This is a genomic window from Acinetobacter sp. YH12235 (assembly GCF_013417705.1).
Classification (GTDB): Bacteria; Pseudomonadota; Gammaproteobacteria; order Pseudomonadales; family Moraxellaceae; genus Acinetobacter.
In genome coordinates this window covers 122177-135087 of the sequence record NZ_VPDL01000003.1, presented here as the reverse complement: position 1 = coordinate 135087, position 12911 = coordinate 122177, and the positions used below count along the sequence as shown (strand labels likewise).

General features: G+C 45.1%; 11 protein-coding genes and 1 pseudogene. 8 read left to right on the top strand and 4 right to left on the bottom strand.

Annotated features, from left to right (window positions below; translation table 11 throughout):
• Nucleotides 1-2: 2 nt before the first annotated feature.
• The 4 genes from hcaB (at nt 3) to FTV13_RS03005 (ending at nt 4340) form a co-directional block, all read left to right on the top strand.
• Nucleotides 3-818 (top strand): 3-phenylpropionate-dihydrodiol/cinnamic acid-dihydrodiol dehydrogenase, encoded by an 816-nt coding sequence (gene hcaB / locus FTV13_RS03020; protein WP_004781818.1) that lies wholly within the window; start codon nt 3-5, stop codon nt 816-818.
• Nucleotides 819-885: 67 nt separating this feature from the next.
• Nucleotides 886-1851: a 3-carboxyethylcatechol 2,3-dioxygenase gene (locus tag FTV13_RS03015; protein ID WP_004781819.1), complete on the top strand. Its 966-nt coding sequence runs from the start codon at nt 886-888 to the stop codon at nt 1849-1851.
• 4 nt (nt 1852-1855) lie between these two features.
• Nucleotides 1856-3085, top strand: coding sequence for a 3-phenylpropionate/cinnamic acid dioxygenase ferredoxin--NAD(+) reductase subunit (gene hcaD, locus FTV13_RS03010; protein ID WP_180010956.1), 1230 nt, complete (start codon nt 1856-1858; stop codon nt 3083-3085).
• 346 nt (nt 3086-3431) lie between these two features.
• Complete coding sequence (locus FTV13_RS03005; protein ID WP_125279397.1) at nt 3432-4340, top strand: DMT family transporter; 909 nt, start codon at nt 3432-3434, stop codon at nt 4338-4340.
• A gap of 53 nt (nt 4341-4393) precedes the next feature.
• Here FTV13_RS03005 and FTV13_RS03000 read toward each other — a convergent pair whose 3' ends face one another.
• The gene (locus FTV13_RS03000; RefSeq protein WP_373684918.1) at nt 4394-4825 is read right to left on the bottom strand and encodes a GNAT family N-acetyltransferase; all 432 of its coding nucleotides are present in this window, start codon (nt 4823-4825) and stop codon (nt 4394-4396) included.
• Nucleotides 4826-4963: 138 nt separating this feature from the next.
• Here FTV13_RS03000 and FTV13_RS02995 point away from each other — a divergent pair, with 138 nt between their 5' ends.
• The 3 genes and pseudogenes from FTV13_RS02995 to FTV13_RS02985 all read left to right on the top strand — a co-directional run.
• Nucleotides 4964-5902 (top strand): cation diffusion facilitator family transporter, encoded by a 939-nt coding sequence (locus tag FTV13_RS02995; protein WP_180010954.1) that lies wholly within the window; start codon nt 4964-4966, stop codon nt 5900-5902.
• 411 nt (nt 5903-6313) lie between these two features.
• Nucleotides 6314-7369 (top strand): MBL fold metallo-hydrolase, encoded by a 1056-nt coding sequence (locus FTV13_RS02990; RefSeq protein ID WP_034704696.1) that lies wholly within the window; start codon nt 6314-6316, stop codon nt 7367-7369.
• Between the two features lie 84 nt (nt 7370-7453).
• Nucleotides 7454-7573: pseudogene (locus FTV13_RS02985) on the top strand (catalase-peroxidase 2); the annotation flags it as partial.
• 144 nt (nt 7574-7717) lie between these two features.
• Here FTV13_RS02985 and FTV13_RS02980 read toward each other — a convergent pair.
• Complete coding sequence (locus FTV13_RS02980; protein WP_180010952.1) at nt 7718-9238, bottom strand: catalase; 1521 nt, start codon at nt 9236-9238, stop codon at nt 7718-7720.
• 637 nt (nt 9239-9875) lie between these two features.
• Here FTV13_RS02980 and FTV13_RS02975 point away from each other — a divergent pair.
• Nucleotides 9876-10052, top strand: a complete 177-nt coding sequence (locus tag FTV13_RS02975) for a hypothetical protein (protein ID WP_004781833.1) — start codon at nt 9876-9878, stop codon at nt 10050-10052.
• On the opposite strand, the gene FTV13_RS02970 is transcribed toward FTV13_RS02975, so the two are convergent.
• The gene (locus FTV13_RS02970; RefSeq protein ID WP_166138117.1) at nt 10049-10549 is read right to left on the bottom strand and encodes a hypothetical protein; all 501 of its coding nucleotides are present in this window, start codon (nt 10547-10549) and stop codon (nt 10049-10051) included. The genes FTV13_RS02975 and FTV13_RS02970 overlap by 4 nt on opposite strands.
• Before the next feature lie 42 nt (nt 10550-10591).
• Nucleotides 10592-12889, bottom strand: a complete 2298-nt coding sequence (gene ptsP, locus FTV13_RS02965; protein ID WP_034702391.1) for a phosphoenolpyruvate--protein phosphotransferase — start codon at nt 12887-12889, stop codon at nt 10592-10594.
• Nucleotides 12890-12911: the final 22 nt, after the last annotated feature.

The following is a 12911-nucleotide window of genomic DNA, read 5'->3' as shown; positions in this document are numbered from 1 at the left end:
TCATGGGTTGGCTACAAGGCGAAGTTGCACTGATCACTGGTGGTGGTTCAGGTCTCGGTTGGGCACTGGTAGAACGTTTCCTGGAAGAGGGTGCACAAGTGGCCGTTCTTCAACGTTCACAGTCTAAAGTCGATGCACTGAATGCACATTTTGGTGATCGCGTGCTGGCAATCGCAGGTGATGTGGCCAGCTATGAAGACAACGTCCGCGCTGTTAAAGCGACTGTAGAGCGTTACGGTAAACTCGACTGTTTCGTGGGTAATGCCGGTATCTGGGATCACTATGCCGATATCGTCAATACTTCAGGTGAGCAGCTGGAAAAAGCCTTTGATGAGATTATGGGGATTAATACCAAATCTCTGATCTTGGGTGCCAAAGCTGCACTTGATGAGCTCGTGAAATCTGAAGGTTCGATCATTTTCACACTGTCAAATTCTGCATTGTATTCTGCAGGTGGCGGTCCGGTTTACACTGCATCAAAACATGCCGGTGTAGGCATTATGAAAGAACTGGCTTATGAACTTGCACCTAAAGTCCGAGTCAATGCCGTTGCGCCATCAGGTATGAATGTGAATATCAAAGGTGCTGCATCTTTGGGTCAGGAAAATCTTGGCCTGCTCGATGCACGTGATCCTGAGAAAATCGCCCGTGGCATGCCACTGAATTTCTTACCTGAGCCGGAAGATATGACTGGTTCATATGTGCTCTTGGCATCTCGTCAAAATAACCGTCCTTTGACTGGTGTTCTGATCAATGCAGAATGCGGTCTGGGTATTCGTGGTCTACGTCAGCCACGTGCCGGTTTCTTTGACGAATAAAAATCTAGTCTGAAATGGACTTTTCGGCAGCCTGTTCTAAGGCTGCCTTCCTTTTAAGGAGTCTCTCATGGCCGTTAAACTTATTTGTGCATCGCACAGTCCTTTAATGGAATTTGCTTCACCGCAGGAAAAACGCAAAGAACAGGCTGTTCGTGAAGCGTTTGAAAAACTGTCTGCTGAAGTAAAAGCTTACGACCCAACCCTGATCATTACCTTTGGTCCTGACCATTTCAATGGTTTCTTCTATGACCTGATGCCGAGCTTCTGTGTGGGCATTCGCGCGACTGCTGCAGGTGACTGGGACTATGGTAAAGACAATGCACACATTGATGTACCTGAAGACAAAGCACTGGGCTTAGTGCGGCGTGTACTCGATGAGGGCGTGGACGTTGCGTATTCTTACCGTATGCAAGCTGACCATGGTGTGACTCAGCCATTGCACTTCCTGTGCGACGGCAAACTTGATCGTTATCCAACGATTCCAATTTTCATTAATGGCGCTGCAGCACCAATGCCAACCACGAAGCGTACCATCGCTTTAGGCCGTGCTGTAGGTCAGTTCATCAAATCTCTGAACCTTGAAAATGAGCGTGTACTTGTCCTAGGTACAGGTGGTCTGTCACACGATCCACCAACTCCGCAAATGGGTTCTGTACCACCAGAAGTGGAAGAGTTCCTGATTGCAGGTCGTAACCCGACACCTGAAGCACGTAACGCGCGTCAGTCAAAAATTATTGCAGTGGGACAAAAACTGGCAGCGGGCGATACCTCTGTTGCAGTTCCTCTGAATGCTGAATGGGATATCGCATTGCTTGAAAAATTCAAGAATGCCGACTTCGCTGCACTAGAAGCCATGACTGAAGCTGAAATCCGCCGTGATGGTGGCCGTGGTGGTCAGGAAGTCCGTTCGTGGATGGCGGCATTTGCTGCTTTAAGCGAAATGGGCGAGTACGAAATGACAACGCACTGTTATGAAGAAATCAGTGAATGGATTGCGGGCTTCGGCATCGTATCTGCAGAGTTAAAAGGTTAAAGACATGAGCAACATCGAAACCATCGTAATTGTAGGTGCTGGCCAGGCAGGTGCAAGCGCGATTTTAGAACTTCGTGGCAACAAATACGAAGGTAAAATCATTCTGATCGGTGATGAAACGCATCTTCCTTATGAGCGTCCACCACTGTCTAAAGACGTGATTCTAAAACCTGAAGAGACCAAGATTGAAATCCTGTCAGAAGAAAAACTGGCGGAACTTGGTGTAGAAACCATTCGTGGCAATGGCGTGAAAAAAATCAACGCTGAAGCGAAAACGGTTGAACTTCAAAATGGTGACGTTGTTGCTTATGACAAACTGTTGCTTGCTACAGGCGGCGCAGCTCGTCGTCTGTCGAACTTCGATGCGCTGGGTAAACATGTTTATACGCTACGTAACCTAGAAGATTCACAAGCACTGGTTCCAGTATTGCAATCAGGCCGTCGTATTGTCCTGATTGGTGGTGGCGTGATCGGTCTGGAACTGGCTTCTTCAGCACGTTTCAAAGAGTGTCAGGTAACTGTGATCGAAATGGGTCCTATGGTGATGGGCCGCTGTTCACCTCGTATCCTGAGCGAATTCCTGCTTGAACAACAACGTTTGGCAGGGATCGACGTTCGTCTGGAAACCAAAATTGCAGATTGCAAACTGGATGGTGAAGAAGTGGTGATTACCCTTGAGGGTGGTGAAGAACTTCGCGCTGATGCTGTAGTTTATGGTATTGGTATCGTGCCAAATGCACAATTGGCTGTAGAAGCTGGCCTGGATGTTGATTTCGCGATTAAAGTAAATGAAAACTGCCAGACTTCAAATGCAGACATCTATGCAGCAGGTGATGTGGCAACTCAACTTCGTAATTGCGGTAACCACCGTCGTGTCGAAACTTGGGAAAATGCCAACCTGCAAGCAGGGATCTTTGCACGTCATGTGATGGGCGTTGAGCATCCGACACCTAACCCGGCATGGTTCTGGACAGATCAGTTGGACATCAATTATCAGTTCGTAGGTGACATGGCGGCTGCTGAATGGCAAGTTCGTGGTGAAATCAATCCAGAGCTTCGCGCTGAATCATCATTCGTGATGTTTGGTGTGACTGATGGCGTTATTGTCGGCGGTATTACGGTAAATGCGGCAAAAGAAATGCGTCACCTGAAAAAGCTGATCAGCAAGAATGCAGCGTTTGAAGCAGATAAATATTTAGATCTCAGCCAGGATCTTCGTAAACTTGTGAAATAACTTTGTTTTATTGATAAGTTTACAAAAGGGCAGACCTTGGGCAACTTGGGTCTGCTTTTTTATGAGTATTAAAAAATATTGAAAGATGTAGGGACTTGATTGTGATGAGCAGTTATCATGACCTCCAATTTTGATTCTACTTATATAAGTTATAGAGTAGGTGCTTTTACTTTTAAAAGATGAGCCATATATGGCGCAAGGTAACAAAAATCTTTTGAGCATTTGAGGCTACTTCCCTGTATCCCAAAAGCTCGAGCGGCATCCCTGCCACCATCAGTATTGTCGATTGTGGATTTGAACGAGAAGTTAGTTCAATTCTTTCTAAAAAAATTTAATTGAGTCTTTTATGAATTCAAATTCATCTCCCATGCTGGTGACGGCAAGTATTTATGCCTTGCTGGTGCTGATCTGGGCAGCAACGCCACTGGCGATTGTCTGGAGCGTGCAGGAAGTGCACCCGATGTGGGTGCTGATCATCCGTTATTTCGGCGCTTCTCTGCTGGCGTTGGCGATCTTGGCTGCCATGCGTAATCCATTGCCATTTGATCGAACCTCCATGATGAGCTATGTAGCAGGTAGCCTGAACTTGATCGGCGCGCAGTTATTTATCTACCTGGCTGCGAATTATTTGACCTCTGGCTTAATGGCCTTAATTTTCGGTTTCTCACCACTGGTTGCAGGTCTGATCGGGCATGTCATCCTGAAAACCAACCGTCTGATCTGGCTGCAATGGCTCGGTATGGCAGTTGCCGTCGGTGGTTTAAGTTTTGTCTTTGCGGAGTCAGCAGATAGTAAAGTGAATCCGTGGGGTGTGGTGCTAATGCTGATTAGCATGGTGTCTTATATCAGCTCGATTTTCTGGGTGAAGCAGATCAATGCACCGTTAAAACCAATGTCACAAGCAACGGGTTCTTTGATTGTTTCCTCATTGGGATCATTACTAATCATTCCATTTATCTGGCAATCTTTCCCAACACAAATGCCAAGTATGCAGGCGCTATTCGGCTTTGGTTTTACCATGATCCTGTCTTCGATTGTGGCGATGCTCTGTTACTTCTGGCTGATTCGCCGTTTAGCCGCATCCACCGTATCCCTCAGTAATGTAATGACGCCAATCATTGCCCTGATTCTCGGTGCAACCCTGAATAACGAAGTGATCAGCAGTCATGCCTTTGCCGGAATTGCCGTGGTGATGTTCGGGATCGTGATGTACTTCTGGAAAGAATGGCGCGAGCAGTATTTTTCTAAATCTTAAAATAGATTGTTCAAGTTAAATTCAGACCTAAAAGGAAGCTTTGGCTTCCTTTTTTATTTTTGCAGTTTTAGATGCAGAATTGGGTAGGGATTACCTTCAGCATCGGTTTCTGAACGGCTGATCATCTCGAAACCATGTTTTAAATAGAAAGCAGTCGCATCAGGATTCTGCTCATTCACATCGACTTCAGTCACACCTAGAGCAAGCGCATGTTGTAATAACTGGCTGCCTATGCCTTTTCTAAATGCCGCAGGAGAGACAAACAGCATTTCCAGTTTGTTGCCTGCAATGCCCATAAAACCCAGAATCTGCTGCTGATGTTCCACATGGAACAATTGCACGTGGGTGAAATAATTATGATCAATAATCTGCTGACGGATCTTCAGGACCTGCTCGTTATTCAGGAAGTGATGCGAAGCCCGGACGGACTGCTCCCACAGTTCTAGGAGCTGAGGATGCCGATCGGCAGAAGTATGGACAATCACAGCTATGAAGATTCCGATTAAAAATGAGAACAACAAAACAATAAACAATTTATCGCAGCAGTTTATTAAGATGCAAAGAGATAAAATGAAAAATCAAATAGATCCATCTGTTTGAGAAAAAAATTAGGACAAATTTGAATGTCGTCTGAATCGAATAAAATTGTGGTATATGCAGCGCTGTTTGGTAATCTGGCAATCGCGCTGGTGAAATTTGTCGCAGCCTATATCACCAACAGTTCTGCCATGCTGAGTGAGGCGATTCACTCGGTTGTTGATACACTGAATGAAATTCTGCTGCTGTATGGTATGAAAAAGGCTGAGCAGCGCCCTGATGCCTTGCATCCTTTCGGCTATGGACGTGAACTGTACTTCTGGGCCTTTATCGTGGCCTTGATGGTCTTTGCACTGGGTGCCATTGTGTCGATCTATCAGGGCATCCAGCACATTATTCATCCTGAAGAAATGCAGGATCCGATGATCAACTACGTGGTGCTCGGTATTGCCATTCTATGTGAAGGTTTTTCATGGTTTGTCGCATTGAAAACATTCCGAAAAATGAAAGGGAAAATGGGCTATTTTGAAGCCTTTAGACGCAGCAAAGATCCGACCACCTTTACCGTGTTATTTGAAGATACAGCTGCATTGATCGGTCTGTTTATTGCCTTGACCGGGATTTTCCTGGCTCATCAACTGAATATTCCTGAGCTGGATGGTGCCGCCTCTATTCTGATTGGTGTTGTATTGGCGGTATCAGCCTGGTTACTGGGACGTGAAACCAAAGGCCTATTACTGGGAGAAACAGCAGATCCTAGACTGCGTGAAAATGTACTTAACATTGCTCAGCAGGATGCTGCGGTCTATAGCGCCAATGGTGTACTCACCGAGCAGATGGGCGCGCATCAGGTGATTGCCTCCTTAAGTCTGGAATTTAAAGATGATCTTACTTCTGATGAAATCGAAGCTTGCGTCAACCGGATTGAAGCGCAGATCAAACAGCTACACCCTGAAATTATTACTCTGTTTGTGAAACCTCAAACCAAAGCGGTATGGCTGGAACGGACCCAAGGTCGTATTTGAGGAAGTGAAGATTTCAGCAGATAACTTTCGTCGGATAGTCAGGAGGGCATCAAGCGTGATTACATGAATACGGGATAAAAATTTAGGTCATGAAATCATGTACAGTCAGGTATGGAGTGAGAATTATCGGATGAATATCGATCATTCTCCTGTCTTTTTAGAAAGAAGAATGGACACAAACTTGATCTCGAGTATTCATTTTTTTAGAAGCTTTTCATCGGTTTTAGTCTTTCCATGGGCTCGATGTTTTGCTAAAAATAACAAAAACATAAATGAATCTTGGGCACGTATTTCATACTATGCTGAAATACCGAAGTATATAAGTTTGTATGCGATTTAAAGAGATGCTCCGTTTGAAAATTCCAGGTGGATGCTGTCTTGCATATAACAAATAATAAATAGTGGATATTTATGCAAGATCTTTTCAAGACTAAAAAATTTCAGCTTGAGACTGAGTCCAGTTGGAAACATCTCTGGTCCAAGCCAGTATTTGATTATCTACATTCCGATCATTTTGATGGTGAGCGGTTTAAGAATCTGGAGCATCATTCGCTCGAGCAGAGTCGCTTTGACTTGTATAAATGGTTATTCACCAGAAAATCCAGAACTTGGGAAGTAAATCTGGAACAGGAACGTGCCGAGTTTTTTTCACGTCCGCGTGCTTTACCACAAAATCGGCCGGAAGCCACTTTAGATGACTGGCAAATCTGGTTTATTGGGCATGCTACCGCTCTGATCCAGATCGGGCCGTATAATTTTCTGACTGATCCGGTCTGGTGTGAATATGCCAGTCCTTCTGCATCCCGAGGGCCACAGCGCGTCATTCCTGCTGGCATTGCCCTGGATGAGCTGCCGCATATTGATGCCGTATTGCTCAGCCATAACCATTATGATCATATGGATCTGGCGACCTTGGCCTGGCTGCATCAGACCTATCAAATGCCGATCTATACCGGCCTTGGTAATGGCTGGTACCTGCCTAAAGACTATAATGTCATTGAAATGGACTGGTGGGAAAATGCATTTTTTGAAGATATCCAGATTGTCTATTCGCCAGCACAGCACGCTTCAGGACGTGGAATGCGTGACCAGAACTGCGCATTATGGGGCGGTTTTTCCTTATTGAATGGCAAGGATCATTGCTATTTTGCTGGGGATAGCGGCTATGCGCCGCATTTCAAGGAAATTCGTAAACGCCTTGGGCCACCACGAATTGCGCTGTTGCCGATCGGTGCCTATGAACCACGTGAACTGATGCGCAATATTCACATGAATCCGGAAGATGCTTTCCATGCCCATCAGGACTTAATGGCACGTTGTTCAATGGCAATTCATTATCGGACCTTCCAGCTCACTGATGAAGCACGTGACCAGCCTGAAAATGAACTGCAGCATATTATCCAGCATTCATCCAAGCTGATTAACCCGTTTTACTGTATTCGTGAAGGCAAACGGATTATTGTCTAAGGGCTTAAGATCACTCCTGTATAACGATTGAGTCGTTAGCTAGCATATAGAGTAGCTCTCATTTGTATAGGATTAAATCCTATGCTGAAGGGTACAGGTGCCAATCGTGGTGGAAACAAGCATGGCATACTGACTGATCGGGTGGGTATGTTGAGCAATGATTTCTTCGTGAATCTGATGGATATGAAAAAGATCTGGGTACCGGTAGAAGAACCTTTTTGAAATCCGTGACCGTCAAACACATGACCTGAAATGAACTGCAATTCATATTCCTAATGCTTTAATTTAACACCAATAAAAAAACCACCCTCGGGTGGTTTTTTATTCGCTCAGTTCAAGCTAAAAAACTTAGAGAAAGCTTGGTAGGCCTTTAGCTGGATCAGTTGCTCGAGCCATCTGGGCATCAGCTACGCTCATCCCAAGAGCTTGAGCAATACCTTCACCATAGGCGGGATCACAGGCATAACAGTTACGGATATGACGGTACTTGATGAAATCAAGCGCATCACCCATTGCGGCTGCGGTATTATTAAATAGAGCCTGTTTCTGCTCATCATTCATCAGGTTGAACAGGGCACGTGGCTGGCTGAAGTAGTCATTATCATCTTTGTGATAATCCCAGAAATCTGCATCACCCGTGATTTTGAGGGGGGGCTCTCTGAATTCTGGCTGTTCCTGCCACTGGCTGAAACTGTTCGGCTCATAATGCGGCAATGAACCATAGTTGCCATCCATACGGCCCAAACCATCACGGTGATTTGAATGTACCGGGCAACGTGCGGCATTGACCGGAATCTGGGCATGATTCACACCTACACGGTAACGCGCTGCATCAGCATAATTGACCAAACGTGCCTGTAGCATGCGATCCGGTGAATAGCTGATACCTGGTACCAGATTGCTTGGCGCAAAAGCGGCTTGTTCTACGTCCTGGAAATAGTTTTCCGGATTACGGTTGAGTTCGAATTCACCTACTTCAATTAGTGGATAATCGCCTTTCGGCCAGACTTTGGTCAGGTCAAACGGGTGATAAGGCACTTTCTCGGCATCTGTTTCAGGCATGATCTGAACGTACATTTTCCATTTCGGATAATCGCCACGTTCGATTGCATCAAACAGGTCGGTTTGACTGCTTTCACGGTCTTTAGCAATTAGCTCTGCTGCCTCAGCATCAGTCAGGTTTTTGATGCCTTGCTGGGTACGCATATGGAATTTTACCCAGAAGCGTTCATTTTGGGCATTAATAAAACTGTAGGTATGGCTACCGAAACCGTGCATATGACGGTAACCAGCCGGAATCCCACGATCGGACATTACGATGGTAACTTGATGTAGTGCTTCCGGCAATAAAGTCCAGAAATCCCAGTTATTGGTGGCGCTACGTTTATTGGTTTTCGGATCACGTTTTACTGCTTTGTTTAAGTCAGGAAATTTACGTGGATCACGCAGGAAGAATACCGGTGTATTGTTACCGACTAGGTCCCAGTTCCCTTCTTCGGTATAGAATTTCAGGGCAAAACCACGAATGTCACGTTCTGCATCAGCTGCACCGCGTTCACCGGCGACGGTCGAAAAACGGGCAAAGAGTTCGGTTTTTTTACCGACTTCCGAGAAAATTTTTGCACGGGTATATTCAGTAATGTCATTGGTTACGGTAAAGGTACCAAATGCACCTGAACCTTTTGCGTGCATACGGCGCTCAGGAATCACTTCACGAACAAAGTTAGCCAGTTTTTCATTCAGCCATAAATCTTGGGCCAGCAATGGGCCACGGCTACCTGCCGTCATACTGTTCTGGTTGTCGACTACAGGTGCGCCAGCTTCAGTAGTCAGATGGGTGACAGGGCACTTTTTCATATCTTGGCTCATATTTCTCTCCAAGCGTTGAGAATTTTATTCGTTATTCCAGCATTCAAAAAAATCATCTATAAGCGCAGGAATAACATTAGGGGCTTTATTTCCAACAGATTTTTAATTAAGTGAGTTGTTGAATTGGGTGTTTTGGCAATAAGTTTGGTTTTTCTGTAACTTCAGAAAATACTGCCTAAATGAATAAAAATTAAGTCATTGAAAATAAATAATCTAATTTGAACATAAGATATTTCTAGAAATGTGACAATGTTAAAATATGCAAATTTTTCACTCAGTTTAAAATGATTAAGTAAGAAAATCAGAATTTAAGATGTCTTCTCTAAGTCAGAAAAATGCTTCAATATCTCTTTTAGATTTCATTAGGTTTTATTAAATATTTATTAAGTTATTAATTTTATAAATATTTTTTAAATAGAAAGATTTAAGGATTAAAATTCAAGGATTAAACAGGTAGTTAAATCAGCATTCTCTTGCTCACAATTTTCTGATTTTTACAGCAAGAATATCTACCAAATTATCTATTTTCTGGAAAATATTTAAGTCCTGATCTGCTTGAAAATTGGCCAGTCGCCCTTATAATCATTTCACATCCCGAGCGGATCATTTCCTTAGTCCAAATTAAACAGAGAGCAAGATGGCAAAGAAAAAAGCTGTAGAGGCAGTCATGCCAAACTTCGTGGCCAAACATATGCATGAAGTCAATAAAAGCCAGGTTTTTGTAGACCGGAAGAAAAATGCAAAACGTGGTTATACCAAGCACAAACAAGGGCGATATCAACAAGATGATCGCCCTTTTTTATGGGCGGCTTAGGGCGGCCAGGAAGAAGTGGATCTGCTTTGGACAGGAGCTGACTTTAAGGGATTCTGGAGGGTATAGTGAAAAGATGAATTTCTTTTCGAAGAATGCGGTGAAGTCCGCCGGGTGGTTGAAGAAGCTTCTTCGGGAAACATATTTTGAAAAAAACGGGGCAGGGTCGCAGAACTCGAAGATCTATTTGGATCAGCATCAGCCATAGGCCGGGTTTGCTGAAAACTGGCAAATTTTCCTAGCTGTTGCCGATACAGTTTTGCCGCAATGACCGATGGATCATTCTTGCCTAAACGCCGTTGCTGGGTACGAGAAATTTCAATTCCCCATAAGGGACAGGCTTTAGGACGTTCAGTTTCACGGATATACTGATGACTGGTACTTGTGTTATTACGACCACGAGAAGATGTATATCTGGATTTTTGCGAACGTAAGGCCGGTGCAACAATAATAAAATAAAACGCTGCAGCCAGCATAAGCAGGATAAGCACAAATTCCATAAGTACCTCGACAGATGCAGAGGAACCTGGAAAAGTTCCTCCTTAAGCGCTGACCATACGGGTGGTGGATTTCACCATATCTCCTAAACCATGTGTTCTAAAATAATGCTCCATCCAGCTTTTTACCATGAGTGGATTGTCCAGTTTTAGTACATGTTTGAGTAATTCCTGTGCATCAGGCATCGGTACATGACAAATCGTTTTTCGGACTCTCAAAATATTGCTAGAACTCATGGACAGGGTATTGAATCCCATGGCCATTAATAGTACGGCCGATAGAGGATCACCGGCCATTTCACCACAGATACTGATCGGTTTGTTATTACGGTGACAATCCTCTACCAGACGGGTCAGGGCACGCAGGATCGCTGGATGTAAGTGTGAATAGACATTGGCCACACGTGGATTATTCCGGTCTACAGCAAGTAAATATTGGGTCAAATCGTTAGAACCGACCGAGAAGAAATCGACCAGTTCAGAAAATTCATCAATCTGATGCAGTACGCTTGGTACTTCGACCATAATTCCGATTTGCGGTTTGGTAATTTTGACCTGCTCTTCTTCCTGAACGGCATAATGATCACGCTCTAACAGATACAGTGCTTCTTCAACTTCACTGACACTGGTCACCATCGGCAACAGGATATGCAGATTGTTCAGGCCAATACTGGCTTTTAGCATGGCGCGAATCTGTGAAGAAAAGATTTCAGGATGATCCAGCGTGAAACGAATTCCGCGCCAGCCCAATGCTGAATTTTCTTCCTCAATCGAGAAATATGGCAGGTCTTTATCTGCACCAATATCCAGCGTTCGCATGACTACCGGTTTATTGGCAAAGTGACTCAGTTGCTGCCGGTAAATGGCTCGCTGTTCCTCTTCGCCCGGGAAGCGGTCACGTAGCATGAACGGGATTTCCGAACGGTATAGGCCAACACCTTTGGCACCACGCTGTACACCACGAACCACATCAATCATCAGGCCGGTATTTACAAACAGACGTACAGCGGTACCATCTGGCGTAATTGCATCTTTGGTCTCGTATTGACGTAGATCTTTGGCAATCTGTTCTTCTTCTTTCTGAATTTCTTTATAGCGGGTACGCAGACGACGTGGTGGATTGATAAAGATACGGCCCTGATGCGCATCGACAATCATCTCGACGTCATCCAGGGTATTGATTGGCAGTTCAGTCACACCCACGACAGTCGGAATACCGAGTGCGCGTGCCACAATCACCATATGTGAATTCATGGCACCTTCAGTGGTGACAATCGCTGCAATCTTATCGACAGGCAATTCTACCAGTGCAGCCGTTGAAATTTCTTCACCAATCAGGATGCTTTCATCGGTCAGTTCGCGATGGCTTTCATCGGCTTCCTGCAACTTGGCCAGAATACGGCGACCCAGATCTTTCAGATCAGCGACACGTTCACGCAGGTAATCATCTTCCATCTGGGCAAACTGCGCCACATGGTTATCAATTACGATCCGAACCGCACCTTGCGCCCAGTGGCCATCACGAATCAGTGCTTTAATCTCCGATGGTAGCGCATTTTCATCCAGCATACGCAGGAACACACTGAACAAAGCACGTTCTTCGGCCATCAGCGCATCCTGCATCTTGTCATCCAGGAACTGAATTTCTTCACGTACCGAATTTAAGGCATTATCCAGCAAAGCCAGTTCTTCGCTAATATCATCCGCTTCACGATCCGGAACAGCGCCCAGATCTGCAGGTGGATAAAGCACAATGGCACGGCCGAGTGCAATACCGCCAGAACCCGATACGCCCTGGAAGGTTTTATATGCCGGTAAATTATTTGGCTTGCGGAATACATCAATATTGCCGACTGCATGGGCGTGAGCGATTACGCCCGAAAGCTGGGCACATAGCGTAACCAGGAACGATTCAGCCGCTTCACTAAAATCCTGGGATTCTTTATTTTGGACCACCAGTACGCCCATGACCTTACGGCGGTACATGACCGGAACGCCCAGAAAGGAATTATAAATTTCTTCGCCCGTTTCCGGTAAATACAGGAAACGATCATGCTTAGGGGCATTGTCGAGGTTAACGATTTCCTCACGCTGACCCACCAGACCAACCAGACCTTCACCGGTATGTAGAGACACATGACCGACAGCTTCAGGCTTCAGGCCTTTAGATGCCATCAACAGATAGCGCTGGTTGCGTTCATCGAGCAGATAAATGGAGCAGACATCCACATGCATGGCCTCGGCCACCTGATTGACCATAATATCGAGTGATTCATGCAAACTGGCAGACGCATTAATCTCTTGGACAATGCGTCTCAGGGTATCCAGTTGCATATTCGACATGGGAGCTGCTCCGTATTTTTTT

Coding starts and splice junctions, on each gene's coding strand:
- hcaB (WP_004781818.1), top strand. CDS start 3: ATGGGTTGGCTACAAGGCGAAGTTGCACTGATCACTGGTGGTGGTTCA.
- FTV13_RS02995 (WP_180010954.1), top strand. CDS start 4,964: ATGTCGTCTGAATCGAATAAAATTGTGGTATATGCAGCGCTGTTTGGT.
- hcaD (WP_180010956.1), top strand. CDS start 1,856: ATGAGCAACATCGAAACCATCGTAATTGTAGGTGCTGGCCAGGCAGGT.
- FTV13_RS03015 (WP_004781819.1), top strand. CDS start 886: ATGGCCGTTAAACTTATTTGTGCATCGCACAGTCCTTTAATGGAATTT.
- FTV13_RS02975 (WP_004781833.1), top strand. CDS start 9,876: ATGGCAAAGAAAAAAGCTGTAGAGGCAGTCATGCCAAACTTCGTGGCC.
- ptsP (WP_034702391.1), bottom strand. CDS start 12,889: ATGTCGAATATGCAACTGGATACCCTGAGACGCATTGTCCAAGAGATT.
- FTV13_RS02970 (WP_166138117.1), bottom strand. CDS start 10,549: ATGGAATTTGTGCTTATCCTGCTTATGCTGGCTGCAGCGTTTTATTTT.
- FTV13_RS02980 (WP_180010952.1), bottom strand. CDS start 9,238: ATGAGCCAAGATATGAAAAAGTGCCCTGTCACCCATCTGACTACTGAA.
- FTV13_RS02990 (WP_034704696.1), top strand. CDS start 6,314: ATGCAAGATCTTTTCAAGACTAAAAAATTTCAGCTTGAGACTGAGTCC.
- FTV13_RS03005 (WP_125279397.1), top strand. CDS start 3,432: ATGAATTCAAATTCATCTCCCATGCTGGTGACGGCAAGTATTTATGCC.